General features: G+C 72.0%; 20 protein-coding genes. 7 read left to right on the forward strand and 13 right to left on the reverse strand.

Annotation, left to right across the window (positions count from 1 at the left end; all coding sequences use genetic code 11):
• Positions 1-962, reverse strand: a 962-nt coding sequence (locus tag H0I76_RS17960; protein ID WP_200613188.1) for an AAA family ATPase, incomplete at its 3' end; no start/stop codon positions are given.
• Positions 959-2,083, reverse strand: a complete 1,125-nt coding sequence (locus H0I76_RS17965; RefSeq protein ID WP_200613190.1) for a metallophosphoesterase family protein — start codon at positions 2,081-2,083, stop codon at positions 959-961. The genes H0I76_RS17960 and H0I76_RS17965, both read right to left, overlap by 4 nt.
• A gap of 133 nt (positions 2,084-2,216) precedes the next feature.
• Here H0I76_RS17965 and H0I76_RS17970 point away from each other — a divergent pair, with 133 nt between their 5' ends.
• From H0I76_RS17970 to H0I76_RS17985, 4 genes are read left to right on the forward strand one after another with little or no spacing between them, the layout of a single operon-like run.
• Complete coding sequence (locus H0I76_RS17970; protein ID WP_200613192.1) at positions 2,217-5,636, forward strand: transglutaminase family protein; 3,420 nt, start codon at positions 2,217-2,219, stop codon at positions 5,634-5,636.
• 48 nt (positions 5,637-5,684) lie between these two features.
• Positions 5,685-8,228 (forward strand): circularly permuted type 2 ATP-grasp protein, encoded by a 2,544-nt coding sequence (locus H0I76_RS17975; RefSeq protein ID WP_200613194.1) that lies wholly within the window; start codon positions 5,685-5,687, stop codon positions 8,226-8,228.
• A complete protein-coding gene (locus tag H0I76_RS17980; RefSeq protein ID WP_200613196.1) occupies positions 8,225-9,106 on the forward strand; it encodes a transglutaminase family protein in 882 nt (293 codons plus the stop codon). The genes H0I76_RS17975 and H0I76_RS17980 overlap by 4 nt, the downstream gene beginning before the upstream one ends.
• 51 nt (positions 9,107-9,157) lie before the next feature.
• The gene (locus H0I76_RS17985) at positions 9,158-10,069 is read left to right on the forward strand and encodes a DMT family transporter (protein WP_200613198.1); all 912 of its coding nucleotides are present in this window, start codon (positions 9,158-9,160) and stop codon (positions 10,067-10,069) included.
• Here the strand turns inward: H0I76_RS17985 and ubiG are convergent.
• Positions 10,050-10,799: a bifunctional 2-polyprenyl-6-hydroxyphenol methylase/3-demethylubiquinol 3-O-methyltransferase UbiG gene (ubiG, locus tag H0I76_RS17990; RefSeq protein WP_200613201.1), complete on the reverse strand. Its 750-nt coding sequence runs from the start codon at positions 10,797-10,799 to the stop codon at positions 10,050-10,052. The two genes, H0I76_RS17985 and ubiG, sit on opposite strands and share 20 nt — an antisense overlap.
• 125 nt (positions 10,800-10,924) lie before the next feature.
• On the opposite strand from ubiG, the gene pip reads away from it, so the two are divergent.
• Positions 10,925-11,899 (forward strand): prolyl aminopeptidase, encoded by a 975-nt coding sequence (gene pip, locus H0I76_RS17995; RefSeq protein WP_200613203.1) that lies wholly within the window; start codon positions 10,925-10,927, stop codon positions 11,897-11,899.
• A 48-nt stretch (positions 11,900-11,947) separates the two neighbouring features.
• On the opposite strand, the gene H0I76_RS18000 is transcribed toward pip, so the two are convergent.
• From H0I76_RS18000 to H0I76_RS18035, 8 genes are all read right to left on the reverse strand, one after another.
• The gene (locus H0I76_RS18000) at positions 11,948-13,939 is read right to left on the reverse strand and encodes an integrin alpha (RefSeq protein WP_200613206.1); all 1,992 of its coding nucleotides are present in this window, start codon (positions 13,937-13,939) and stop codon (positions 11,948-11,950) included.
• A 121-nt stretch (positions 13,940-14,060) separates the two neighbouring features.
• Entirely contained in the window at positions 14,061-14,453 is a 393-nt protein-coding gene (gene rbfA / locus H0I76_RS18005; protein WP_200613208.1) for a 30S ribosome-binding factor RbfA, read from the reverse strand.
• 106 nt (positions 14,454-14,559) lie between these two features.
• Positions 14,560-17,262, reverse strand: coding sequence for a translation initiation factor IF-2 (gene infB / locus H0I76_RS18010; protein WP_200613210.1), 2,703 nt, complete (start codon positions 17,260-17,262; stop codon positions 14,560-14,562).
• A complete protein-coding gene (locus H0I76_RS18015; protein WP_325166482.1) occupies positions 17,252-17,983 on the reverse strand; it encodes an RNA-binding protein in 732 nt (243 codons plus the stop codon). Before H0I76_RS18015 ends, infB begins: the two co-directional genes overlap by 11 nt.
• The gene (gene nusA, locus H0I76_RS18020) at positions 17,980-19,632 is read right to left on the reverse strand and encodes a transcription termination factor NusA (RefSeq protein ID WP_200613213.1); all 1,653 of its coding nucleotides are present in this window, start codon (positions 19,630-19,632) and stop codon (positions 17,980-17,982) included. Before nusA ends, H0I76_RS18015 begins: the two co-directional genes overlap by 4 nt.
• A 1-nt stretch (position 19,633) precedes the next feature.
• Entirely contained in the window at positions 19,634-20,242 is a 609-nt protein-coding gene (gene rimP / locus H0I76_RS18025) for a ribosome maturation factor RimP (protein ID WP_200613216.1), read from the reverse strand.
• Positions 20,243-20,407: 165 nt separating this feature from the next.
• On the reverse strand, positions 20,408-21,142 hold the full coding sequence (locus tag H0I76_RS18030; protein WP_200613219.1) for an SDR family oxidoreductase: 735 nt from the start codon (positions 21,140-21,142) through the stop codon (positions 20,408-20,410).
• On the reverse strand, positions 21,139-22,050 hold the full coding sequence (locus H0I76_RS18035; RefSeq protein WP_200613222.1) for a LysR family transcriptional regulator: 912 nt from the start codon (positions 22,048-22,050) through the stop codon (positions 21,139-21,141). The genes H0I76_RS18030 and H0I76_RS18035 overlap by 4 nt, the downstream gene beginning before the upstream one ends.
• Before the next feature lie 118 nt (positions 22,051-22,168).
• On the opposite strand from H0I76_RS18035, the gene H0I76_RS18040 reads away from it, so the two are divergent.
• A complete protein-coding gene (locus H0I76_RS18040; RefSeq protein ID WP_200613225.1) occupies positions 22,169-22,396 on the forward strand; it encodes a DUF1127 domain-containing protein in 228 nt (75 codons plus the stop codon).
• 189 nt (positions 22,397-22,585) lie between these two features.
• Here the strand turns inward: H0I76_RS18040 and H0I76_RS18045 are convergent, their stop codons facing one another.
• Entirely contained in the window at positions 22,586-23,623 is a 1,038-nt protein-coding gene (locus H0I76_RS18045) for a TIGR01620 family protein (RefSeq protein ID WP_200613228.1), read from the reverse strand.
• Between the two features lie 5 nt (positions 23,624-23,628).
• Positions 23,629-25,077, reverse strand: a complete 1,449-nt coding sequence (locus H0I76_RS18050; RefSeq protein WP_234455422.1) for a YcjX family GTP-binding protein — start codon at positions 25,075-25,077, stop codon at positions 23,629-23,631.
• Positions 25,078-25,210: 133 nt separating this feature from the next.
• Between H0I76_RS18050 and truA the strand changes: the two genes are divergently transcribed.
• A complete protein-coding gene (gene truA / locus H0I76_RS18055; RefSeq protein WP_200613234.1) occupies positions 25,211-25,966 on the forward strand; it encodes a tRNA pseudouridine(38-40) synthase TruA in 756 nt (251 codons plus the stop codon).
• Positions 25,967-26,037 lie beyond the last annotated feature (71 nt).

Below are 26,037 nucleotides of genomic sequence, written 5' to 3' on the forward strand. Positions count from 1 at the left end.
TTGCGTCCCTCGGCGCGCGACAGCGACTCCGCCGCCCGGGCGGCGCGGTCGAGGTCCGCGGCAAACCGTTCGGCCGTCTCGCGGGCGGCCCGCGCCCGTTCCTCGGCCAGCTTCTCGGCGCTCTCGGCCGCGCCGAGCCGCTCGGCATGCGCGCGTGCCGCCTCCAGCGCCTTCGTGGTGCGTGCCGCCGCGGCCTCGCGCTTGGCCCGGTCGGCGGGGTCGGCGAGGTCGGCGAGCCGCGCACGCGCCGCGCGGCGGGTCTCGAGGTCGCGGCCCAGCGCCGCCAGATCGCGGGCGAGGATTTCCTCCTCTTCGGCCAGGCGGTCGACCTCGGCCGCTGCCTCGGCATAGGGCCCGCCCGCCTTGGGCCGGCCGGTCGCGGTCACGAGCTGGTCGAGCGCGGCGGCGCAGCGGTCCGCGACCCGCAGCATCCGCCGGCCGCCGGTCAATGCCTCGACCTCGCCGCCCGCGACCGAGGTCAACACGTCCTCGCGCGCGCGCTTTTCCTCGTCGCGTTCGCGCGTGGTCGCGCCTTCCATCCCGGTGATGCCCTGCCGGACCCATAAGAGACCGGCGGGCCCGCCCGCGCCGCCGCTGACGAGGCCCGTGATGAAAGCCTCCGCCTCGTCCGCCTGGGCGATGATCCTCCCCGAGCCGAGATCCGCTGCACGCGCGAAGCGGCCGCCGAAGAATTGCTTGGAGATGCGGAACGCTCCGGCTTCCGTCTCGATATCAGCCTCGATCAGCGGGCTTCCGCCGCTGTAGGGCCGCAGATCGCGCACCGCCTGCGCGTTCGAGCCATGCGGCGTGAAGAACAGCACGTGCAGCGCGTCGAAGGCGGTCGACTTGCCGGCCTCGTTCGGCGCGGCCAGCACGTTCACGCCGTCGGCGATGCCCTCGATCGCCACGCCCCGCGCGGCAAAGCGCCGGACGTTCCACAGCCTGAGTGCGCGCAGCCTCATGCGTCCTCGACCGCATAGGCATAGAGGCGCGCAAGCGCGGTGGCCGCCGCCGCGCGCTCGGCCGGCGCCAGCGCCATGTCGTTCGCGTCGGCCATCAGCGCCTCGGCCGCCTGCCGCAGCGCGCCGCCACGGTCGATGGCGTCGAGGTCGTCCGCCTCGGGCTCGATCGCAAGCCCGTCCTCGCGGAACTCGAAATAGGCGAAATCGGGTGCCGCCTCGTCGGCCGCGGCGGCCAGCGCGGTGCGTCCGGCCAGGCGCGCATGCCCCTCCGCCTCGAGCCGCAGCAGCGTGCGGCGGCGCTCGGCCATTGCCGGCAAGGCGGCGTCGAGCCGCGCGCGGGGGTCCTCGGCCGGCAGCAGTGCCAGGCGGATCCGCCGCCACGAGAAGGTCCCGGTCTCGACCGGCGCGACCTCGGGCGTGGCGCCGGGACCCGCGATCGAAACCGCCAGCGCCCGCCCCGGCGCGTCGTGCTTGAAGCGGTCGGGCTCGGGCGTGCCGCAATACCAGGTGCGCGGCCCGATGCGGATCTGCCCGTGCCAATCGCCCAGCGCGAGGTAATCGAGGCCCGCCGTCTCGGCCCGGTCGGGGGCGATCGTGTCGGCGGCGCCCTCCTCGCCGAAGTCCTGCACGGCGCCATGGGCAAGGCCGATGCGCAGCGCGCCCTCGGGCGTCGCGGCGGCGTCCATCCATGCCGTCAGATCGCGCCCGGGGCGGCGCGTGGTGCAGGGCGCGGGCAGGAGCACGACGCCGGGCCCAAGCTCGACCGGCGCGGGCGCGGTCGCCAGTGTCACATTCTGCGGCGCCCGGTGCGCCATCTCGGCCCAAAGCTCGTCCGCGGCCAGCGCGTCGTGGTTGCCAGGCAGCAGCACCCAGCGCAGCGCCGGGTCGGCGGCCATCTCGGCCAGCGCCTGGCGCAGGGTCGCGGGCGCCGGCGTCGCGGTGTCGAACACGTCTCCCGCGACGAGGATGACTTCGGCCCCCGCATTGCGCGCGGCATCGGCAAGCCGCGCCAGCGCGCCGCGCCGGGCCGCGCTCAGCTGCCCGCGGAACTCCTCGGGCATCTGCCCGAAGCGCTTGCCAAGATGCAGGTCGGAACTGTGGAGGAAACGGAACATCGTCATCCGGAAACGGCGTCGTCGCCCCGACTAAAGCGCGAAAGACGCAAGTCTTCAAGCGCTGCGCCCCGCCCGCGCATTGACACTCCGGTGCTGCGCGGCCCTAACATATTGCAACGCAGCATCGGAGGCCGGCCGAATGAGCATCAACGCCGCGATCACGCATCGCACGACCTATCGGTACGACCGCCGCATCACCCTTGGCCCCCAGGTCATCCGCCTGCGCCCCGCGCCGCATTCGCGCACCAAGATCCTCGCCTTCAGCCAGAAGATCTCGCCCGAGCCGCATTTCATCAACTGGCAGCAGGACCCGTTCGGCAACTACCTCGCCCGCGTCGTCTTTCCCGAGAAGGTCGAGAGCTTCGAGGTGGTGGTCGACCTGGTCGCCGACATGGCGGCGGTGAACCCCTTCGACTTCTTCCTCGAGGACAGCGCTTCCCACGTGCCGTTCTCCTACCAGGACGAGGTGAAGAAGGACCTCGCCCCCTATCTCGAGACCGCGCCGCACGGCCCGCGCTTCGAGGCGATGCTGGCCGGGATCCCGCGCGAGCGGATGCACACCGTCGATTTCCTGGTCGAGGTCAACCGCCATGTGCAACAGGCCGTCGGCTACACGATCCGCATGGAGCCGGGTGTCCAGACGCCCGAGGAGACGCTGCAGAAGGCCACCGGGTCGTGCCGCGACTCGGGGTGGCTGCTCGTCCACCTGCTGCGCCGGCTCGGGCTCGCCGCGCGCTTCGTGTCGGGTTACCTGATCCAGCTGACTCCCGACGTGAAGGCCGTCGACGGCCCCAGCGGGCCCGAGGCCGACTTCACCGACCTGCACGCCTGGTGCGAGGTCTACGTCCCCGGCGCGGGCTGGATCGGGCTCGACCCGACCTCGGGGCTCTTCGCCGGCGAGGGGCACATCCCGCTCGCCGCGACCCCCTCGCCCAAGTCGGCGGCGCCGATCTCGGGCGTGCTCGAGAAATGCGAGGTCAGCTTCGATCACCAGATGGAGGTGCGGCGCGTGCGCGAGGAGCCGCGCGTCACCCTGCCCTTCACCGACGAGCACTGGGCGCGCATCGACGCCGCCGGGCACGAGGTCGACCGGATGCTGGACGAGGGCGACGTGCGCCTGACCATGGGCGGCGAGCCGACCTTCGTCTCGGCTCATGACCGCGACGCGGACGAATGGAACACGGCCGCCGTGGGCCCGACCAAGCGCGACTATGCCGACCGGCTGATCCGCCGCCTCCGCGATGCCTTCGCGCCCGGCGGCGTGCTGCATTACGGCCAGGGCAAGTGGTATCCGGGCGAGCAGCTTCCGCGCTGGGCCTTCGCCCTCTACTGGCGGCGCGACGGCGTGCCCCTGTGGCACGATCCCGAACTGATCGCCACCGAGCGCCGGCAGGACGCGACCATCGCGGATGCCGAGCGCTTCGCTGGCGCGCTGGCCGAGGCGCTCGAGCTCCCGCGCGAGGCGGCCGAGCCGGCATGGGAGGATCCGATCACCTACGTGCTGCAGGAGCACCGCCTGCCCCAGAACCTCGACCCGGCGAACAACCGGCTCGAAGACCCGCTCGAGCGCCGCCAGATGGCACAGGCCTTCGAGCGCGGCCTGGGCACGCCCACCTGCATCGTCATCCCGTGCCAGCTTGCGATGAGCCAGGCCGCCGACGGGCCGCGGAACCGCCGGATCCATCGCTGGGCGACCGAGAAATGGAAGACCCGGCGCGGGCGGCTCTACCTCGCACCGGGCGACAGCGCCGCGGGCTACCGCCTGCCGCTGACCTCGCTGCCTTTCCTCGGCGAGGGCGACTATCCCTTCCTGTTCCAGCGCGACCCCTTCGCGCAGCGTCCGCCGCTTCCGGTCTCGACACTCAGGATGCAGCCGCGCGACGAGGCGGCCGGTGTTCCGCCCGGCCCGCAGGCCGAGCGCCCGGGCGAGGCCGCGCGCTATTGGGACCGCCCGTCGGACCGCCCCGCCTCGGGCGCCGGTGGGGCCTGGGTGAACGTGACTGCGTCTGCCACGCCGCACGACCCCGCCCGCGCGATCCACACCGAATATGTCCGGACCGCCGTGACGGTCGAGCCGCGCGACGGCAAGCTTTGCGTCTTCATGCCCCCCGTGCCCAATGCCGAGTCCTATGTCGACCTGATCGCCGCGGTCGAGGAGGCCGCGGCCGCGACGGGCCAGCCGGTCCATCTCGACGGCTACTCGCCGCCTTGGGACCCGCGCCTCAATGTCATCAAGGCGACGCCCGACCCGGGGGTGATCGAGGTGAACATCCAGCCCGCCACCAGCTGGGAGGAGCAGTGCCGGATCACCGAGACGCTCTATGACGCCGCGCGGCACGAGGGGCTCGACACGGTGAAGTTCATGCATGACGGGCGCATGGTGGGCTCGGGCGGCGGTAACCACATCGTGGTCGGTGGCGCCAGCGCCGAGGACAGCCCCTTCCTGCGCCGCCCCGACCTGCTGGCGAGCCTGATCCGCTACTGGCAGCGCCACCCGTCGCTCAGCTACCTGTTCTCGGGCGTGTTCATCGGGCCCACCAGCCAGGCGCCCCGGATCGACGAGGCGCGGCAGGACGTGCTCTACGAGCTCGAGATCGCGCTCGGCCAGATCCCCGGACCCGACGGCGCGCCGCCGCCTTGGCTGGTGGACCGGATCCTGCGCGACCTGATGACCGACCTGACCGGCAACACGCACCGGGCCGAGATCTGCATCGACAAGCTCTACTCGCCCGACGGGCCGACCGGTCGGCTGGGCCTGGTCGAGTTCCGCGCCTTCGAGATGCCGCCGCATCCGCGCATGGCGATGGCCCAGTCGCTGGTGCTGCGCGCGCTGATCGCCTGGTTCTGGCGCCGGCCCTACGACCTGCCGCCGGTCCGCTGGGGCACGGCGCTGCACGACCGCTTCATGCTGCCCCACTACGTCTGGGAGGATTTCCTCGACGTACTCGCCGACCTCTCGGGCGGGCTCGGCATCCATTTCGACCCGGAATGGTTCAAGGCGCAGTTCGAATTCCGCTTCCCTCTGCTGGGCGATGTTGCGCGCCGGGGCGTCAAGCTCGAACTGCGCGCCGCGCTCGAACCCTGGCACGTGCTGGGCGAAACCGGGGCCATCGGTGGCACGGCGCGCTATGTCGACAGCTCGCTAGAACGCGTGCAGCTCAGGGTCGACGGCGACCTCGCCGGCCGCTACAAGCTGCTGTGCAACGGCTGGGACGTGCCGCTGACCGCGACCGATCGCGCCGACGAGCATGTCGCGGGCGTGCGCTTCCGGGCCTGGCGCCCGGCGCAATGCCTGCATCCGACCATCGACGTGCACGCGCCGCTGACGTTCGACCTGTGGGATACCTGGTCGGCGCGGTCGCTGGGCGGCTGCGTCTATCACGTGGCGCATCCCGGCGGGCGCAGTTTCGAGACCCAGCCGGTCAACGATCTCGAGGCCGAGGGCCGTCGCATGGCGCGATTCGAATCGATCGGCCACAGTCCGGGACGAATCAGCCCCATGACGCCGAGAAAGAGCCCCGAGTTTCCACTGACGCTGGACCTCAGGCGCCAGTATTGAGAGAATCAACGCCGCCCGGTGGATGGCGGGCCCAGGGGGTGAGGAATGATGGCCGAGGGCGCTCGGGCCGCGGGAGCGAGTGGTGACGCCGGTCTGCGGCCGCCCGCGCCGCCATACAAGGCCGCCGCGGACAGGCATGACGAGGCCGTCGACGCGACAGGCCGCGTGCGGACGCACTGGGAGCGGCTCGCGGGCTGGCTTGCCGAGGCCGGCCCCCCCGTGATCGACGCCATCGCGAGCGAATTGGGCCGGCTGCGCGACGAATCGGGCATCGCCTTCACCGCGCGCACGGTGGCCGCGCCGGGCGCGGTCGATCCGCTGCCGGTGGTTCTCTCCGCTTCGGACTGGGCGACGCTCGAGCGCGGGCTCGCGCAGCGCGCGCGGCTGGCCGAGGCCGTGATCGCCGATCTCTACGGGCCGCGCTGCACGATCCGCGAGGGGCTGCTTCCGCCCGGCGTCGTGTTCGGCTCGGACGCCTTCGCCGCGCATGCCGCGGGCTGGGAGAAGCCGCCCGAGCGCTTCACCCTGGTGTTCGAGGCCGATGTCGCACGCGGCGCGGACGGGCGCTGGATGATCCTCGCCGACCGTCTCGACGCGCCGCTGGGCGATGGCTGGCTGATCGCCAACCGCATCGCCACCAGCCAGGCCATCGCCGAGCCCTTCATCGATTGCGGCGCGCGCCGCATCGCGAGCCATTTCGCGCGTTTCCAGGACCTGCTCGACAGCCTCACCGGTTGGGAGGGGCGGCTGGCCCTTCTTACGGGGGGCGAGCGCGACCCACGCTATTTCAGCCATGCGTACCTGGCGCGCTATCTCAACGCGACGCTGGTCGAGCCCGCCGATCTCACGGTGCGCGACGGCGCCGCCTTCGTGAAGACCCTCGACGGACTGAAGAAGGTCGACGTGCTGCTGCGCGGCGTGCCCGACCGTCGGATCGACGCGCTGCACCGGCCGCGCAGTGCTGCGCCCGGCGCGCCCGCCCTGACCGTTGCCGCCCGCGCGGGCGGGCTGGTGATGGGCAACGCGATCGGCACCGCGGCGATGGCTTACCGCGCCCTCGCGCCCTACGCGCACCGGCTCTGCGAGCGGCTGCTGGGCGAGCCGCTCGAGATCCCCGACGCGCCCTGCCTCTGGCTGGGCGACCCGGCGGCGCGCGCCCAGGTGCTCGAGGAGCTGCCCTTCTGGCGGATCGAGCCGCTGACCGGCGGCGCCAGCCCCGATGCCGCGCCGCTCCTGCCCGAGGACCCCTCGGCGATGACAGGTGCCGAGCGCGACCGGCTCGCCGTCGCGCTCGAGCGCGTGGGCGAGCGCTTCGCCGCCGTGGCGACCCCGCCGCTCGCCACCACGCCCGCCTGGTGCGCCAACGGCCTCGAGCCGCGCGAGTGGATGATGCGCGTCTTCGCAAGCTGGGCGGGCGAAAGCTGGTCCGTCGCGCCGGGCGGGGTTGCCGCCACGGTCGAGCCCGGCTGCCCGCCGCCCGCACTCGGCTTCGGCAAGGACGTCTGGGTCCTGCCTGATCCCGGCAGCGCGGCGAAGGACGAGGCCGCAAGCCTCCTGGCCGCGCGCCTCGCGGGCGGGCATCTGCGCCGCACCGGGCGCGAGCTTCTGAGCCGCGTGGCCGACGAGGTGTTCTGGCTTGGCCGCAATGCCGAGCGCGCCGAGTCGGTGCTGCGCATCCTCAATGTCTGCCTGCAGCGCTACCTTTCGGGCAACCGGATCGACGCCGATCCCGCGGCGCTGACGACGCTCCTGTCGGTGCATGCCCGCGAGGACGACCGCGCGCCTGCGCCGGCCCGCCTGCGCGAGACGCTGGTACGGCTGATCGGCGACCCGGACGAGCCCGAGGGGCTCGCGCCCACGCTGGCGCATCTGCGTTCGGGCGCGGCTCGCGCGCGGCTGTCGATCTCCGAGGAAAGCTGGCGCTACATCGACCGGCTCTGCGCCGATCCGCGCTGGCGCGGGCGGCTCGATTTCCGCGCCTCGGGCGAGATCGCGCGGTTGATCGAGGACGCCCTGCGCAGCCTCGCGGCCTTCGCCGGATCGGCCCAGGAAAACCTGACCCGGAACTTCGCCTGGCGCTTCCTCGAGATGGGCCGCCGGATCGAGCGCGGCAGCCAGATCGCCCGCATCGTGGGCCGCATCGCCGGCCGCGAGCGCGAGAACGAGGAAAGCTTCCTGCGCGCGCTGCTGACCTATTCGGATTCCGCCGCGGCCTATCGCGCGCGCTACATGATGGTGCCGACGCCGGCGGCGGTGATGGACCTGCTGATCCTCGACGAGACCAACCCCCGCAGCCTCGGCTTCCAGCTCGCCCAGCTCGAGCAGGTGCTGTCGATGCTGCCCTCCGAGACGCCCTACCGCCGGCCCGAGCACCGCCGCGCCCTCGCTCTGCTGACCGAGGTGCGGCTGACCGAGGCAGACGCCGTGGCCGCCACCGACGCGAACGGCGCGCGCCCGGCGCTTGGCGCGCTCATGTCCCGCTGCCGCAGCGAGCTTGCCGAGGTCTCGGACACGCTCGCGCGCGCCTATTTCGCGCATGCCGAGGCGCCGGTCGCGCTGATGAGCCAGGGCCGCCTGGGCGAGACGCCATGATCTACGATGTCACCCACCGCACGGTTTACGACTATGTCGAGAGCGCGGCCTTCTCGCAGCACCTCCTGCGGCTGACGCCGCGTGACACCAATGGTCAGCGCGTCCTCTCGAGCCGCATCTCCCTCGACCCGCGCCCGGACGAGATCGTCCTCGAGCGCGACATGTTCGGCAATCTCGCCCATGCCGCGACCGTGAGCCGGCCCCACGGGCGGTTCGAGATCGTCGCGATCAGCCGCGTCGAGCGCCAGTCGCCGTCCGCGTTCATCTTCGAGGCGTCGAGCCCTTGGGAGGACGTCCGCGCCATCGCGACCGGCGCGGCCGCGGGCCCGGTGCCCGACGATGTCGCACCCTTCGCCTTTCCCACCGCGCTCACGACGGCAAACGAGGAGATCGAGGACTGGGCGCGCGACTGCTTCGCGCCCGGCCGCCCGGTGCTGGCCGCGGCGGCCGCTCTCTCGGCCCGGATCCATGCCGAGTTCGACTACGTGCCCGGCGCGACCGCCGCCGACACGCTGCCGGCCGAGAGCTTCGCGGCGCGGCGCGGCGTGTGCCAGGACTTCGCCCATGTCATGCTGGCCGCGCTGCGCGCCCGCCGGCTGCCCGCGCGCTACGTCTCGGGCTATCTGCGAACCATCCCCCCGGCGGGGCAGCCCCGGCTTGCCGGGGCCGATGCCAGCCATGCCTGGGTGGCGGTGTGGGACCCGGCGCTCGACTGGGTCGAGTTCGATCCGACCAACAACATGATCCCGGGCGAGGACCACATCACCCTTGCCTGGGGCCGCGACTACTCGGATGTCAGCCCGGTCTCGGGCATCGTGGTGGGTGCGGGCGCGCAGAGCCTGCATGTCGGGGTTGACGTCATGCCCGCAGGTGGGTGAAGGGTTCAGGGTTCCGCCGCGGCCCGGCGGCGCTGTCCAAGGTTACCCGCCATGTCTGCCGGTCTCATCGCCGCCCCCGCCACCGGCGCGCGTCCAGCGCTGCTTTGGGTGGCGATGCTTGGCATTGGCGCCGCCTGGGGCTCGACCCAGCTCCTGGCGAAGATCGGCATGGCGGCAGGACATCATCCGGTCGGGGTCACCTTCTGGCAGGCGCTGATCGGGCTTGTCATCCTCACCATCGCGATGCGCCTGACCGGCCGGCGCCTGCCGCTCGGGCGCAGGCATCTTGCCTTCTACGCGGTCTGCGGCTTGCTCGGCACGGCGCTGCCCTCGACCCTCAGCTACGAGGGGATCAGGCATCTGCCGGTCGGCGTCCAGTCGATCGTGCTCTCGACCGTGCCGATGATGACGCTGGTGCTGGCGCTGCCGCTTCGGATCGAGCGGGCCGAGCCGCTGCGCGTGCTCGGCCTCGGCCTCGGGTTGGCCGCCATGCTGCTGCTGGTCGGCCCCGAGGCGAGCCTGCCCGACCCCTCACAGGCGGCCTGGGTGGTGCTACCGGTGCTGGTCGCGCTTTCGTATTCGGCCGAGAACGTGGTGATCGCGCGATGGATGCCGCCCGGAACGGACCCGGTGCAGGCGATGTGCGGCCTGCTGCTGGCGGCGACGCTCATGGTGGCCCCGACCATGCTGGCGCTGGGCGCCACCCCCGACCTGTCGGATTTCGGCTGGCGCGAAGGGGCGCTGCTTGCCTCGGCGGTGCTGAATGTCGGCTGCTATCTCGGCTTCGTCTGGCTGATCGCCAATGGCGGCGCGGTCTTCGCCGCGCAGACCGCCTACGTGGTCACCGGCTCGGGCGTGGCACTCGGCATGATGGTCCTGGGCGAGCGCCATTCGCCCTGGGTCTGGGCGGCGCTCGGGCTTCTGTTCGCGGGGCTCGCGCTGGTCAGGCCACGGCGGGCCTGACCGCGGCGGTCACGTAGTTCACCGACAGGTCGCGCTCCGAGACGCGCCAGCTCCATGTCAGCGGGTTGAACTGGAAGCCCTTGCGGTCGACCGGGGTGAGGCCGGACTTGCCGATCATGTCGAATAGCTCGTCGGGCGTGATGAACTTGCGCCAGTCATGGGTGCCGCGCGGCAGCCAGCGCATCACCTGTTCGGCGCCGACGATGGCCATCATGTAGCTCTTGGGATTGCGGTTGATGGTCGAGCAGATCATGATCCCGCCGGGCTTCACCAGCGCCGAGCAGGCGTCGAGATAGGCCTGCGGGTCGGGCACATGCTCGACCACCTCCATGTTCAGAACCGCATCGAAGCTCTCGCCCGCCTCGACCAGGGCCTCGGCCGTGGACACGCGGTAGTCGATATCGAGCTCCATGCGCGCGGCGTGGATGCGGGCCACGGGGATGTTGCGCTCGGCGGGGTCGACGCCGGTGACGCGGGCACCCAGGCGCGCCATCGGCTCGGCCAGCAGGCCGCCGCCGCAGCCGATGTCGAGGATCGAGAGCCCCTCGAACGGGCGCCGTGCCGCCGGGTCGCGGCCATGCTGGGCCGCGATCTGGTCGACGGCATAGCCCAGCCGGCAGGGGTTCAGCATGTGCAGCGGGCGGAACTTGCCGTTCGGGTCCCACCACTCGTCGGCGATCGCCTCGAACTTGGCGACCTCGGCGGAATCGACGCTTGCGCCCTGTGCCATGTTGCGCCCTCCCTTTTCAGCTTGCCTTGCATGGGCTCACCGGCTGACATAGGTCAAACCTGCGTTCGCCGCCACGGGGGTCGGCGGCTGCGTCCGATCGCCACGGCCCAGGGAGCTGTCGCCGCGTGAACATCCGCCAGCGAACGCCTGACGAGACCCGGCTCTACACACCGGTCGAGCCGCATACCCGGTTCCACCTCGACGTCGGCGACGGGCATTCGATCTATGTCGAGATCTCGGGGCTCAGGCAGGGCCCCACCGCGATCGTGCTGCATGGCGGGCCCGGCGCCGGGTCGAGCCCCTTCATGCGCCGCTTCTTCGACCCGGAGCGCTGGCGCGTGGTGATGTTCGACCAACGCGGTGCGGGCCGCTCGCGTCCGCATGGCGGGCTCGAGATGAACACCACCTGGCATCTCGTGCAGGACATCGAGGCGATCCGCGCGCATCTGGGGGTCGAGAGCTGGCTCGCCTTCGGCGGCTCGTGGGGCTCGACGCTTGCGCTGCTTTACGCCCAGACCCATCCTGGGCGCGTCACCGGGCTGGTGCTGCGTGGCATCTTCACCCTGACGCGGCGCGAGCTCGACTGGTTCTATGGCGGCGGCGCAGCGCGCTTCTTCCCCGAGGCCTGGGAGGACTTTATCCAGCCGATCCCGCCAACCGAGCGCGGCGACCTGATCGCGGCCTATCACCGCCGGCTGACAGGCCCGAGCGAGGCCGAGCAGCTGCGCTTCGCGCGCCCCTGGGTGCGGTGGGAGACGGCGACCGCCGCGCTTCGCCCGGTCAATGCGGGCTTCGTCGATGGCGCCTATGCCCGTGCCTTCGCGCGGATCGAGTGCCATTACTTCCAGCATGGCGGCTGGCTCGAGGACGACCGCCAGATCCATACGCGCATGGATCGCATCGCCGATGTGCCCGGCGTCGTTGTCCAGGGCCGCTACGACATGATCTGTCCGCCCGCCACCGCGGTCGAGCTGGTGCGCGCATGGCCCGCGGCGGGGCTGCGCATCGTCGACGATGCCGGTCATGCGCTGTCCGAGCCCGGGATCTCGGCGGAGCTGGTGCGCGCCACCAACCGTTTTTCGATGACCGCCCACGACTGAGCGCCGACCGCAGGATCGGGCGTCGGCGCGCGGTCGCGGCCGGCGATCTCACGCGAAGTCGAAACCCTCCAACCCGGCATCGGGCATGATCTGCCATGGCGCCTCGTACGCCGGACCGTCGCCGGGGCTGCTGGCAAACAGCGCCCACGGGCCACCCGTCCCCGGGTCGCGCGCCGCAAGCCCCGGCGAGGCGGCGTCCCCGCCCGGCGCGGACCAGGGGCCGGCGCTCGGGTCGCCGAAGTCGAAGTGATCGGCGAGGCGCGCGCGAAGCCCGGCGGCGCGGCTATCCGCAGGCTCCGCTATGTCGTCTCCCGCGCTCGGTTTGCTCGCCATCAGTGCGCGCTGCTCGGCCGTCAGGATTTCGTTCGCGGCGATCATCTCGTGTGGTCCGCGCAGCTCGGGCGTCGTCGCCGGGTCGTTGTCGACCTCCTCCGGCGGAGGCGGCGAAGCGGCCGCGACCGGCGCCGTCACGAGGGCGCTCTCCACGCTGACGGCGGTGCTGACGCGCGCGAGTTCGATCCTGCCGTCGATCGTGCCGTCGAGCGCGTCAAGCGCGGCGAGGATGCCGGGGCCGCCATGGACGAGGTAGACCGCGCCCGTATCCACCCGCGCGCCGTCATTCGCGAGGTCCGCGCCGATCAGCAGGTCGTTCCAGCCGTCGCCATTGATATCGCCCGCCGCGGCGACGGTGATGCCTGCCGCGTCGAAGCTGCCCGCGCCGAGGAAGAGATAGCCCTGCCCGGGCGCGACGCTGTCCGCGGACACCACCGCGCCAGGGCCGCTCTCTGAGCCGAACAGCAAGAGGGCCCCGCCGGGGGCGATCCGGCCGGGCGCGGGCGCGCGCGGGATGCCGACCAGCAGATCGTCGAAGCCGTCGCCATTGACGTCGCCCACGCCGGCGACCGAGGTGCCAAGATCCCCGCCGTCGGCGGCGCCGTCGATCCGGAAACCCGCCGCGCCATCGAGCGCGCCGAGGTCGATGGCGGCGGCAAGGCCGTCCCGCCGCCCGAACACGACATAGGCCGAGCCCCGCCCGTTCGCCGCCTCGGGCGCGCCGATGATGACGTCGTCGATACCGTCGCCGTTCACGTCGCCTGCGGCTGCGACCGACACGCCGGCCAGGTCGCCCGAGACCGCGCCGCGCAGCACGACGCCATCGCCTGCCGCGAGCGTGCCGAGGTCGATATCGGCCTGCCACCCGCCGTCGCGGCCGAACACGATGTAGGCGGCGCCCGACTGCGCCGCGGCCCCGTTCGCCTCGGGCGCGCCGATCAGCAGGTCGTCGATCCCGTCGCCGTTGAAATCCCCCGCCGACGAGAGAGCGGCCCCGGCGGCATCGAGCGCGGCGCCGCCGATGATCCGAAGCCCGCCGCCGCCCGTGTCGAGATCGCGGTCGCCGCTGCCCCCGAGCCGCAACTCGACGACACCGGCGCCGAAGCGCGTGCCGACGCTCGCGCCGGGCAGGCCGATGGCCGAGTCGGCCCGGCCGTCGCCGTCGATATCGCCCACCATCGCGACGGAAAAGCCCGCATAGGACCGAAGCGTGCCGCCGTTCATCTCCTGCGAGACGCTGCCGGTTCCGGGGGCGCCGCTGCTCCACCCCTCGAGCGCCGCGGCGCCGCCGAATACGGCGAAGGCGCTGCCGGCGTCGACGCCGGCGCCGTGGTCGCGGAACGGCGCGCCGATCAGCAGGTCGCCGAAGCCATCGCCGTCGATGTCGCCGCCGCCCGCCACGGCCGCGCCCACACGGCCATGCGCCTGCGAGCCCTCGAACACGGTGACGCGCGGGTCGCCGGCCGCCGTGGCCAGGCGCAGCGCGGGCGCGAAGCCGCCCGGACCGCCGCGCAGCAGCACGGCCTCGCCCACCGAGGCCGAGACCAGCACGCCGCCCGCGTCGCGCACCGAGGCGCCCGGGGCGCCGAGGATCAGGTCGGCCCAGCCGTCGCCATCGACATCACCCGCGACCGAGATGGCATAGCCCAGCTGTGCCCCCTCGCTGCGGCCGAAGAATACGCATCCGCTCTGGACGATCTCGGCCATGCCCGCTCCCCCCGTGCCGCCGACGGCGCGCGACTCGCGCGGTCACCGGCAGGGACAGGGGAGGGAACAAAGGTGAACATCGCGTGCATGACACGCGGCAGGGGCCGGCCCGCCCGGCGCCTCAGTCGAGGTCGCGCTTCACGGCCGGGTTCGACAGCATCCGGCGCGTGTCGTCCATCTGGTCGTAGGTCCGGTCCAGCGCGAAATGCAGGTCCGGCGCGAACTTGAGCGTGATCTCGCGGCTGACCAGGTGGCGGAACTCGGCCCGCGCGCGGTTGAGCGCGGCCAGAGCCCCCGCCGCGTCGCGCCCGCCCAGCGGCATGACGTAGACCGTCGCCTGCCGAAGATCGGGCGAGATGCGCACCTCGCCCACGGTGATCGGCACGTTCTCGAGGTCGCTCACATGGTGCTCGCCGCGCAGCAGGATGCCCGACAGCGCGCGCCGGATCGTCTCGCCGACCCGAAGCTGGCGCTGGCTGGGGCCCTCGGCCCGCTCGTGTCCGCGTTTCGCCATTGGCCTGCTCTCCTCTCCCGCCGCGCGGGGCTCCAAACGCGCGCCGCGGCGCCTTGCGACGCCGCGGCTGATCTTCCCGGCCGCGCACAGCCGCGCGGCGGTGCCGTCACAGCGTGCGCTCGACCTCTTCGCGCTCGAAGATCTCGATCACGTCGCCCTCGCGGATGTCCTCGTAGTTCTCGAAGGCCATGCCGCATTCCTGGCCGGCGCGGACTTCCTTGACCTCGTCCTTGAAGCGCTTGAGCGTCTTGAGCTTGCCCTCGTGGATCACGACATCGTCGCGCAGCAGGCGCACGCCGACATCGCGCCGCGCGACGCCGTCGGTGACCTCGCAGCCCGCGACCTTGCCGACGCCCGAGACCTTGAAGACCTGCTTGATCTTGGCATAGCCCAGATACTTCTCGCGCACCTCGGGCGAGAGCAGGCCCGACGCCGCCTGCTTCACGTCATCCACGAGGTCGTAGATGATCGAGTAGTAGCGGATCTCGACGCCCTTCTGGTTCGCCGCCTCGCGTGCCGGGGCATTGGCGCGGACGTTGAAGCCGATGATCGGCGTGTTCGAGGCATCGGCCAGCGTCACGTCCGATTCCGTGATCGCGCCCACGCCCGAATGCAGCACGCGCACGCGCACCTCGTCGTTGCCGACCTTTTCGAGCGCCTGGACGATCGCCTCGGCCGAGCCCTGCACGTCCGCCTTGACGACGAGCGGCAGTTCCTTGACGTCCGCATCGGTCTTGGCCTGGGCCAGAAGCTGGTCGAGCGTCGCGCGCGCACCCTGTGCCGCCTGCTTCTCGCGGGCCTTGCGCTGGCGGTAGTCAGCGATCTCGCGGGCCTTGGCCTCGGACTCGACCACGTTCAGCGTGTCGCCGGCCTCCGGCGTGCCCTGCAGGCCGAGAACCTCGACCGGCTCGGACGGGCCCGCTTCCTCGACGCGCTCGCCCTGGTCGTTCATCAGGGCGCGCACACGGCCCCACTGCTCGCCGACGACAAAGATGTCGCCCAGCTTCAGGGTGCCGCGCTGCACCAGGACGGTCGCCACGGGTCCGCGGCCGACATCGAGCTTGGCCTCGATCACCGCGCCCTCGGCGGCGCGGTCCGGGTTCGCCTTCAGTTCGAGAATCTCGGACTGCAGGACGATCGCCTCGACCAGCTTGTCGAGCCCCTTGCCGCTGATCGCCGACACCTCGACGTCGAGCACGTCGCCCGACATCTCCTCGACCACGACCTCGTGCTGCAGCAGCTGGGTGCGGACCTTCTGCGGGTCGGCGCCCGGCTTGTCGATCTTGTTGATCGCCACGATCATCGGCACGCCCGCCGCCTTGGCATGGGCGATGGCCTCGATCGTTTGCGGCATGACGCTGTCGTCGGCTGCGACCACCAGGATCACGATGTCGGTCACGTTCGCACCGCGGGCGCGCATCGAGGTGAAGGCGGCGTGGCCCGGCGTGTCGAGGAAGGTGATCTTGTGCCCGTCCTCGGTCATGATCTGGTAGGCGCCGATGTGCTGGGTGATGCCGCCGGCCTCTCCCGCCACCACGTTGGTCTTGCGCAGCGCGTCCAGCAGCGACGTCTTGCCGTGGTCGACATGGCCCATGATGGTCACGATCGGCGCGCGCGGCGTCAGGTCCTCGGCCTTGTCCTCGGCGGTCTCGATCGCCTCCTCGACGGCCGATTCCGAGACGCGGATGACGCGATGGCCGAATTCCTCGGCAATCAGCTCGGCCGTGTCCTGGTCGATCGACTGGTTCTGGGTGGCCATGATGCCGTTCTTCATCAGGGCCTTGATGACGTCGGCGACGCGCTCGGCCATGCGGTTGGCCAGCTCCTGCACGGTGATCGCGTCCGGCAGGCGCACGTCGCGCAGAACCTTCTCGCGCGGCTCCTGTCCGCCGCCCATGCGGCGCTTGTCGCGCTCCTGGCGCCGGCGCATCGCCGCGAGCGAGCGCTGGCGCCCGCCCTCGTCGTCGCCGAGCTTGGAGATCGTGAGCTTGCCAGTGCGGCGCTTCTCGTCGCCGGCGCGGCGCGACGGCGCGGGCTTCTTCGCGGCGCCGGGACCGCCACGGCCACGACCGCGGCCCTCGTCTTCCTCGACCGCGCGTCCCGCCGGGCCTTCCGGCGCAGTCGCGGCGGGCTTGGCCCGGGGCGCGGCGGCGGCTGCCGACGGGGCGGGGGCCGGCGCAGGCTCGGCCGCGGCCTCGGGGGCCGAGACGGCCTCCTCGGCCTTGCGCTTGGCCTCGGCCGCGGCCTCTTCCTCGGCGCGGCGCTTGGCTTCCGCCTCCTCGGCCTTGCGCCGGGCTTCTTCCTCGGCGCGGCGCTTGGCCTCTTCCTCCGCGCGGCGCTTGGCTTCCTCTTCCTCGGCCTTGCGGCGGCGCTCGTCGTCGACCTTGGCCTGCTTCAGGGCCTCGAGACGGCGCGCGTATTCTTCCTCGGAGAGGGTGTTGAGCATCTTCGGCCGCTGCTGGCGCGGCCGCTGCTGGGTGTCACCCTCGGTGCCGCGCGCGGGCGCGGCGGCCGGCGCGGCGTCACCGCGCGGCTTGAGTTTGACGGTCGAGGGCTTGCCCCCCGCCGGCCGCGCCGTGGCCGGAGCGGCCGGCGTCGCTGTCGCCTGGCCCGCGCTGCCCGCACCCGCGGCGCCGGCGCCCGCGGCGGGACCCGCCGGCGGCACGATCCGCTTCGACCGCTTCATCTCGACGACGACGGCCTTGCTGCGGCCGTGGCTGAAGCTCTGGCGCACCGAGCCGCGCACGCCGCCGCCCGGGCCTCCGCGCCCACGCCCACCCGTCTTGCCGTCGTTGTCCTTATCGCTCATCGATCACCTTGTCCGGGAGCCGCGAGGCCCCTTCTTCCGTCAATTTACCCGAAGCCCGCGCGGGGACCCGTGCTTCCTCGTCCGTCACAGGAGGGGTGCGGAAACCCGCGAGCCGCCCTGCCTCGATCAGGGCACGATCCGCGATGCCGCCGGCGTCGAGCGCCGCATGTATCGCAAAATCACGCCCAAAAGCCAAACCCAATTCCCCGCTGTCGAGGAGGTCGATCCGCCCGGCATGGTCGGGCGCGATCCGCGCAAGCTTGGCGCGTCCGTCGGCGGCCGCGTCCGAGGCCGTCACCAGCACCCCGACCCTGCCTTCGCCAAGGCGCGCGCGGACCTTCTCGAAGCCCGCTACCGCCTGCCCCGCCTTGCGCGCAAGCGCGACCAGGTCGACCAGCCGCCGCGCGATAAGCGCCTCGAGCTGGTCCGCGAGGTCCGGCGCGACCCTGACCGGCCGGCGGAAGGCGCGGGCGAAGAGGTTCTTCTTCAGCGCCTTCGCGACGGCCGCTCGGTCGGCGCTCAGCCAAGCGCCGCGGCCCGGCAGCTTGCCCGCGAGGTCCGGCACGACGCTGTCGTCGGGGCCGAGGACGAAGCGGATCAGCGGCCCGGTCGGGCCGCTTTCGCCGCTGGCGATGCAGCGGCGCTCGGGCGCGTCATGCGCCCAGCCTCGCCCGCCGCGGGTCATCGCCTTGTCTCCATCCTCGACCACCGTCAGACTCACCGCGTCGTCGCCCCCTCGCCGCCGAACAGCGCATCCGCCTCGCTCACCGGGGCGGGCGCCTCTTCCGCGCCCTCCTCGACCTCGACCTCGGCGGGTTCGAGATCGGCGGGGTCGACGATGCCAAGCTCGACGCGCGCCTTCATCACCAAGTACTGCGCCTCTTCGAGGCTGACGTCGAAGCGCTCGAGGATGCCGTCATCCTTGACCCGCTTGCCGTCGATCGTCGTGTAGCCGCCGGCTAGCTCCCAGTCGGCGCATTTGGCGAACTCGCCCAGGTCGGTGATGCCTTCCTTCGCGAGCGCCAGCACCATCTGCGGCGTCAGCCCCTCAAACTCGATCAGGGCGTCCTCGGCGCCCAGGCCGCGGGCCTCCTCGAGCGCCTTCTGATTCGCCTCCTCGAGGCTCTCGCGGGCGCGGGCCTGCAGCTCCTCGGCGGTGTCCTCGTCGAAGCCGTCGATCACCGTCAGCTCCTCGAGCTCGACATAGGCGACTTCCTCGAGCGAGGTGAAGCCCTCCGAGACCAGGAGCTGCGCCACCATCTCGTCGACGTTCAGCGTCTCCATGAACATCGCCGTGCGCTCGTTGAACTCCTGCTGGCGGCGCTCCGATTCCTCGGCCTCCGTCATGATGTCGATGTCCCAGCCGGTCAGCTGCGAGGCCAGGCGCACGTTCTGGCCACGCCGGCCGATGGCCTGGGAAAGCTGCTCGTCGGGCACCACGACCTCGATGCGCTGGGCATCCTCGTCCATGACGACCTTGGTCACCTCGGCGGGCTGAAGCGCGTTGACGATGAAGGTCGCCGCGTCCTGGTTCCACGGGATGATGTCGATCTTCTCGCCCTGCAGCTCGTTCACCACGGCCTGCACGCGCGAGCCCCTCATGCCGACGCAGGCGCCGACCGGGTCGATCGAGTTGTCGTACGAGATCACGCCGATCTTGGCGCGCGAGCCGGGGTCGCGGGCGACCGCCTTGATCTCGATGATGCCGTCATAGATCTCGGGCACCTCCATGGCGAACAGCTTGGCCATGAACTCGGGCGCGGTGCGGCTCAGGAAGATCTGCGGTCCGCGCGCCTCACGGCGCACGTCGCGCACATAGGCGCGGATCCGGTCGCCGACACGATAGGCCTCGCGCGGGATCAGCTGGTCGCGGCGGATGATGCCCTCGCCGCGGCCCAGGTCGACGATCACGTTGCCGTACTCGACGCGCTTGACGATGCCGTTGATGATCTCGCCGACGCGGTCCTTGAATTCCTCGAACTGGCGCTCGCGCTCGGCGTCGCGCACCTTCTGCACGATGACCTGCTTGGCGGTCTGCGCGGCGATGCGGCCGAAATCCATCGGCGGCAGAGGCTCGGTGATGAAGGTGCCGACCTCGGCCTCGGGGTTCTTGAGGCGGGCTTCCTCGACCGAGATCTCGGTGAAGTGGTTCTCGACCTCGTCGACGACCTCGAGCGCGCGGCTCATCTTGATCTCGCCCGACTTGCGGTCGATGAAGGCGCGGATGTCGTATTCGGCGCCATAGCGCGAGCGCGCGGCCTTGCCGAGGCTGTCTTCCATCGCCTCAAGCACCAGTTCGCGATCGATCAGCTTCTCCCGCGCGACGGCGTCGGCGATCTGGAGAAGCTCGAGACGGTTAGCACTGACCATCTCAGGCATCCTTCCTGTGCATCGGAACCTCTTCCTCCTCGGTCTCGGGGGTGACCCCTTCCTCGTCAGTCTCGATTTCGTCGAAATCCTGCTCGTTGAAGGCGTTCTTGCGTGCCTTCAGGCTCTCGGCCACCAGCTCGTCGGTCAGCACCAGCTTGGCGTCGGACAGCCAGTCGAATTTCAGGCCGATCGTGCCCTCGTCGATCTCGATCAGCACCTCGTCGCCCTCGACCCCGGCCAGGATGCCCTTGAAGCGCTTGCGGCCGTCGATCATCTCGGCGGTCTCGAGCTTGGCCTCGTAGCCCTCCCAGCGGTCGAAGTCGTGCAGCCGCGTCAGCGGCCGGTCGATCCCGGGCGACGAGACCTCGAGCGCATAGGCGTCCGAGATCGGGTCCTCGACATCGAGCACCGCCGAGAGCGCGCGGCTCAGATTGGCGCAGTCCTCGACCTCCATGGTGCCGTCGGCGCGCTCGGCCATGATCTGCAGCGTCTTGCGCTTGCCGCCCATGAACCGAAGGCGCACCAGCTCGAAGCCCATCGCCTCGACCGTCGGCTGGACGATCTGGGCGAGGCGCTCATCCATCGGTGCCTTGGCGACCATGCTGGTCATCGGCGTCGTTGCCTCCGGGGCTCGAAACGAAAAGCGGGCCATGCGGCCCGCCTGACGATTCCCGGTGGGGGTCTCGCCGTGTCCAGCGAGGCCGCCGCGATGTTGGCGCTGATATACGCCCGGGCCGGGGGATTCGCAACCCCCGCGCGACCGGTGCTGCCTGGCTCAGGCCGTCAGCCCGCCGTCGATCACCAGCTCCGCGCCGGTGGTGAAGGACGAAGCGGGAGAAAGCAGGTGGACGACCGCAGCTGCAACCTCGTCGGCCTGCGCGAAACGGCGCATCGGGATGCCCGCGCGCATCCGCTCATGCGCGGTGCCGGGGTCGCGCAGGGCCTGCGCGATCTGGTCCACCATCGGCCCCTCGACGAAACCCGGATGGACCGAGTTGCAGCGGATCGGCGGGTCGAGCCGCGCGCCCTCGAGCGCCACCGACTTGGTCAGCAGCCTGACCGCGCCCTTCGACGCGGTATAGGCGGCCAGCCGGGCGTGGCCCGACAGCCCCGAGACGGAAGAGAGGTTGACGATCGAGGCGCCGGCGCTTTTCCGCAGCAGCGGCCAGGCGGTCTTGCAGCCCAGGAAGGTGCCGTCGGCATTGACCGCCATCACGCGGCGCCAGTCCTCGAACGAGGTTTCCGCCAGCATGCCGACATGGATGATTCCGGCCGCGTTCACCAGCCCGTCCAGCCGGCCATGCGCTTCGGCGATCGCCGCGATCACGCGCTGCCAGTCGGCCTCGCGGGTCACGTCGAGGGCATGGTCGATGCCCGCGCCGGGCGCCCTGTCGGTGGCGATGGCAACGCCGCCCGCGGCGCGGATCTGCGCCACGCTGGCCGCGCCGAGCAGGCCCGAGGCGCCGGTCACCAGGACGACCCGGTCCGCCATCACGCCCGTGGCGCTCACGCGCCGGCCCCGAAGGTCTCGGCGATGCGGGCGGCCAGCGCCGCGATGCAGCCGTCGGGCTCGGCATCGCTGCTGACGCGCAGCGCGAAGCGCGCGCTGCCGGGGTCGGGCAGGCGCTCGCTCGCGCCGAGCCGCACGAAGCCGGGCTCGACCAGGCTGCGGGGCATCGGCGCCACGGCAAGATCGGCCGCGACCGCCGCGCGCTGGGCCGTGTAGAACTCCGAGATATAGGCCACGCGCCACTCGATCCCGGCCTGGTCGAGGGCGTCGAGCGCCTGCCGCCGCCAGGCGCAGCCCTGCGCCGCGATGGCCAGCGGCAGCGGCCGCTGCCGCCAGGCCGAGCCGCCCTCGCGCCCGACCCAGACCAGCGGCTCCTCGTAGAGCGTGCGGTCGGTCGTGCGCCACTTGACGGCGCAGCCCGGGGTCATGACCGCGAGATCGATCTCGCCCCGGTCGAGCTTGGGCGCGAGGTCCAGCGATGGGCCCATGGTGACGTTGACCAGCACGCGCGGGTGCGACTTGGCGAAGCCGGCCAGCACCTGTGTAAGGCACACCCCGGCGACGTCGTCGATGATCCCGACCGAGACCTCGCCCTCGAGATCGGGGGCGCGGAAGGCATCGAGCGCGGCGCGCTCGGCCTCGATCAGCCGGCGCGCATGCGGCATCAGCCGCTCGCCCGCCGCGGTCAGGCGCATGCCGCCGGGCAGCCGTTCGAACAGGACATGGCCCAGCGTGTCCTCGAGCTTGCGCAGCTGCATCGACAATGCCGCCGGCGTGCGGCCGACCCGCGGCGCGGCCAGCGTGATCGTCCCGGTGTCGGCGATCGCGGCAAAGCTGCGCAGCACGTCGATGTCGAGACTTGCCGCCGGCGACGGCGCGGAGGACGGAAGTGGCATGATGCGATTCATGGCATGACTTCAGCATTCCTGAATCCGAACGTCAATAGAATAAGCTTCTCTAAACTGGTGGTGCCCCCCATCTTCCCTGCATCGCGTCCCGTCGACGCCCAACCCGAGGAGAGGACCAATGCTCAGCCTGCTCGCCAACTTCTTCTTCCGCGTGATCGAGCGCAAGCGCCAGCGCGCGGCCCTGCACCGCCTGCTGCAGATGAACGACCGCATGCTCGACGACATCGGCATGCGCCGGTCCGAGATCGAGGATGTTCTCAGCCATCCCGCCGACGACTGCGGGTCGCTGGTGCGCGAGGCCCGGCGCCGGTCGCAGTTCGTGCTCGCGCTCGATCGCTGCGTGTGACCGGCCCGCGAGGAAGCGGGTCGCAAGGCGTGGCGCCCGCCGGCCGGTGCCGGCTGGCAGGCGCCCGCGCGACTCGCGCCTGGAATCTGAGATGCTCTTTCAAATCAATAGATTGACGTCGATTTCACGCGTGAAATCGCCCGCACCCGGCCCATTCGGCCCCCGCGGCATCGCGATCGGCCCTGGCGATCACCCCTTGCGGCGCGGTGCTGTCGGCGTCTCGCCGGCGCTGCTCTCGGGCGTCTCGCGCCAGCCGCGCAGGGCGTCCAGCACCAGTCCCGCGGCGCGCGGCGCCGGCCGGGCCGCGAAGGGCAGCGGGCGGCAGACCTCGACGGCGGCCACGCCCACGCGGGCGGTCAGCGCCGCGTTCACCGCCGCCTCGCCGAAGCGGCGCGACAGCTTGCCCAGCACGCCGCCGCCGACCATCGGCCCCAACAGGTCGTCGGTCGCGGCCACCGCCCCGGTCGCCACCAGGTGAGCCGCGACGGTGCGCAGCAGTCGCCACGAGCCCAGCGCGCCGGCCCGCCCGCCGTAGATCTCGGCCACCTCGCGGATCATCGCCAGGTTGACGACCAGAACCGCCAGCACGTCGGCGGCCGGCATGGGGACCACGGCAGTGATCGCCGCGACCTTGCGCGCCGCCCGCGCGACCGCCCGCTCGGCCCGCTGGTCCAGGGGCGCGAGCAGCGTGCGCTCGGCCACCGCCAGCAACGCCGCGGCATCGGGCGTGTCGGGCCGGGCCGCGTCGACACGGGCCAGCGGCTCGTCCATTGCCGGGCGCCCGCGGTAGAGCCGGGCCAGAGCGTCGAGAACGTCGTCCGCCTTCTCCGCCCCCGACGCGGCAAGCGTGGCCCGCCGCCGGATCTCGCCCACCCGCTGAACCCGCGCCAGCGCGGCGAGCTCGCGAATGATGAAGCCCGCGAGCGTCACCGCCAGCACTGCCGCCAGCGCGGTCGCGCCCCATCCCAGCCAGTCCGAGCGCGTGAAGAGCTCGCGCAGGAAGCCCTCGATCCCGGTGGCGACCCAGATGCCCACGAGCCCCAGCGCCGAGATCCAGAACAGCCGGCCCATGGCCGAAAGCCCCGGCCGCCCCACCCCGCGCAGCGCCCGCTCGGCCGCGGCAGGCGCCCCGTCGGGCGGCGGCGGAGCCTCGGCCGGCGTCGGTGCCGGTGGCAGCGGCGTCTCGCTGAGGTCGATGATCAGGGGGTCGCGGCGCTCGCCGGTCATCTGCGTCACTCCAGCCTGTCGCCGATCAGGAACTCGACCGCCTGGTCGAGCCGCAAATGCGGCGGTCCCTCGCCATGCGGCCAGCGCGGCGGCGCGAACTGGAAGGTGGCATAGCTCATGTCGGGCCAGCTTGCCGGGGCCTCGCCCGGCATCGCGCCGCCGGCGGCCGCGAGCAGGCTGGCCGGGTCCTCGGGCAGCGCGCCGGGATAGATCGCGACCTCGTGCCCGTCGCTCGCGCGGGTGCCGCGCACCAGGCCCACGCGCTTGCCCTTCTCGGTCACGTCCTGCTCGGCCGTCGCGCGGATCGCGGCGATCGCCATCCCGCGCGTCTTGGCCCCGCGGAACGCCGCCCGCCGGGCGGCCTCGGCCAGCATCGCCTCGACGAGGCGGGCAAGCCGGCCATGCTGCGCGTGATGCAGGTGGTCCGCCTTCGAGGCGACGAACAGGATGCGGTCGATCCGGCGCGCACCGGTGACGCGGTCCAGCCATCCCGGCCGGCCGTGGCGGAACGCGGCCAGAGTTTCGCTCATCGTCGCCGTCAGGTCCGCCAGCGCGCGCGGCCCGCCCGCCACCGCGCCCAGCGCGTCGATCAGCACAACCTGGCGGTCGAGGCGCGCGAAGTGGTTGCGGAAGAACGGCTTGGCCACGACTCGGCGATACGCGTCGAAGCGGTCATGCATCTCGGCATAAAGGCTGCCCCGTGCGCCTCGCTCGGGCCGCGGCAGCGGGGCGAAGGTCAGTGCCGGCGATCCGGCGAGATCGCCCGGCATGAGGAACCGCCCCGGCGCCAGTGCCGACAAGCCGGCCTGCCGGCAGGCGAAGAGATAGTCGCGATAGGCGCCCGCAAGCGCCTCGGCCACCGCCTCGTCATGGGGCGCCGAGGGCTCGGCCGCGGCGAGGGCCTTGTGCCAGCCGGCGGCATGCGCCCGGCGCGCCGGGCTTTGCGCCGCGGCCAGCGCGCCAGCGGCCCAGTCGTCGTATTCCTGCTCGATCAGCGGCAGGTCGAGAAGCCACTCGCCGGGATAGTCGACGATGTCGAGGTTGAGCGTCGCCGGGCCGGCCAGCCCGGAAAGCCAGCTGCCCGGCCGGAACCGGATGGCGACGCGGATCTGGCTCACGGATCGGGTCGATTCCGGCCAGCGCGGCGGCGTCGCGGCCAGCGCCGAGAGGTGGTTCTCGATGGCGAAGCGCGGCACGTCCGGGTCGGGCTGGGGGCGCAGCATCGCGGCCTCGATGCGCCCCTCGGCCTCGGCTCCCAGAAGCCGCATGCGGTTGCGGTCCAAGAGGCTGGCGACCAGCGAGGTGATGAAGACCGTCTTGCCCGCGCCGGACAGGCCGGTCACGCCCAGCCTCAGGGTGGGGTCGAACGCCGAGGCCGCGCCTTCGCGCAGCCGGTCGAGCCCATCGAGTAGGTCGTCGGCCAGGCCGCCGAGCCCGAATCCGCCAAGTGCCAAGCCCTTGCTCCCAATCCGCCGGGACGGCTTCAAACATGGTGCGGCTGCGCGTGGCATGCAAACCCGCAGACGCCGCACCCCGATTTTCCGAGCGCGCTTGCGCATCCCCGCCGATTGAAGCAAGAGGCGCATCATGCCGCGCTATCGCCTCACGATCGAGTATCACGGTGGCCCCTTCGTCGGCTGGCAACGCCAGGCGCAGGGGACCTCGGTGCAGGGCGCGATCGAGGCGGCGCTGGCGGCGCTCGAGCCGGGCGAACACCGGGTGCAGGGCGCCGGGCGGACGGATGCCGGGGTGCATGCGACCGGCCAGGTCGCGCATTGCGACCTCGGTCGCAACTGGGATCCCTTCCGGCTGGCCGAGGCGCTGAACCACCACCTGCGGCCGGCGCCGGTCGCTGTCCTGGCCGCCGCGCGGGTGGACCAGGATTTTCATGCCCGGTTCTCGGCCATACACCGGAACTACACCTACCGGATCGTGAACCGCCGTGCGCCGCTGACGCTGGATGCGGGGCGTGCGTGGCGCGTGTCGAACCCGCTCGACGCCGGGGCGATGCAGGCCGCCGCCGATCTGGTGATCGGGCGGCACGACTTCACCACCTTCCGCTCGGTCCAATGCCAGTCGGCCTCGCCGGTGAAGACGCTCGATGACTTCCGGGTCGAGCGCCGGGGCGACGAGATCCTGTGCCACCTCGGTGCGCGCAGCTTCCTTCACAATCAGGTTCGCAGCCTCGTCGGCACGATCGAGCGCGTCGGCGCCGGGCGCTGGCCGGTCGAGCGCATGGCCGAGGCGCTGGCCGCGCGCGACCGATCCGCCTGTGGTCCGGTGGCGCCGCCGGACGGGCTGGTGCTCACGGGCGTCCGCTATCCGGGCGATGCGAATGGTTGACGCGGGCGCGACCCCGGGGGCGCTGAACGACGGTGCCTTCCGTGCCCGGTCCCCGGCGAGCGCGATCCGCG

Source organism: Thermohalobaculum xanthum (genome assembly GCF_016623495.1).
Taxonomy (GTDB): Bacteria; Pseudomonadota; Alphaproteobacteria; order Rhodobacterales; family Rhodobacteraceae; genus Thermohalobaculum; species Thermohalobaculum xanthum.

Bases quoted from the DNA above. Each gene is read 5' to 3' on its own strand.
- H0I76_RS17965 (WP_200613190.1), bottom strand. From the start codon at position 2,083: ATGACGATGTTCCGTTTCCTCCACAGTTCCGACCTGCATCTTGGCAAG.
- H0I76_RS17970 (WP_200613192.1), top strand. From the start codon at position 2,217: ATGAGCATCAACGCCGCGATCACGCATCGCACGACCTATCGGTACGAC.
- H0I76_RS17975 (WP_200613194.1), top strand. From the start codon at position 5,685: ATGGCCGAGGGCGCTCGGGCCGCGGGAGCGAGTGGTGACGCCGGTCTG.
- H0I76_RS17980 (WP_200613196.1), top strand. From the start codon at position 8,225: ATGATCTACGATGTCACCCACCGCACGGTTTACGACTATGTCGAGAGC.
- H0I76_RS17985 (WP_200613198.1), top strand. From the start codon at position 9,158: ATGTCTGCCGGTCTCATCGCCGCCCCCGCCACCGGCGCGCGTCCAGCG.
- ubiG (WP_200613201.1), bottom strand. From the start codon at position 10,799: ATGGCACAGGGCGCAAGCGTCGATTCCGCCGAGGTCGCCAAGTTCGAG.
- H0I76_RS18000 (WP_200613206.1), bottom strand. From the start codon at position 13,939: ATGGCCGAGATCGTCCAGAGCGGATGCGTATTCTTCGGCCGCAGCGAG.
- rbfA (WP_200613208.1), bottom strand. From the start codon at position 14,453: ATGGCGAAACGCGGACACGAGCGGGCCGAGGGCCCCAGCCAGCGCCAG.
- infB (WP_200613210.1), bottom strand. From the start codon at position 17,262: ATGAGCGATAAGGACAACGACGGCAAGACGGGTGGGCGTGGGCGCGGA.
- nusA (WP_200613213.1), bottom strand. From the start codon at position 19,632: ATGGTCAGTGCTAACCGTCTCGAGCTTCTCCAGATCGCCGACGCCGTC.
- rimP (WP_200613216.1), bottom strand. From the start codon at position 20,242: ATGACCAGCATGGTCGCCAAGGCACCGATGGATGAGCGCCTCGCCCAG.
- H0I76_RS18035 (WP_200613222.1), bottom strand. From the start codon at position 22,050: ATGAATCGCATCATGCCACTTCCGTCCTCCGCGCCGTCGCCGGCGGCA.
- H0I76_RS18040 (WP_200613225.1), top strand. From the start codon at position 22,169: ATGCTCAGCCTGCTCGCCAACTTCTTCTTCCGCGTGATCGAGCGCAAG.
- H0I76_RS18045 (WP_200613228.1), bottom strand. From the start codon at position 23,623: ATGACCGGCGAGCGCCGCGACCCCCTGATCATCGACCTCAGCGAGACG.
- truA (WP_200613234.1), top strand. From the start codon at position 25,211: ATGCCGCGCTATCGCCTCACGATCGAGTATCACGGTGGCCCCTTCGTC.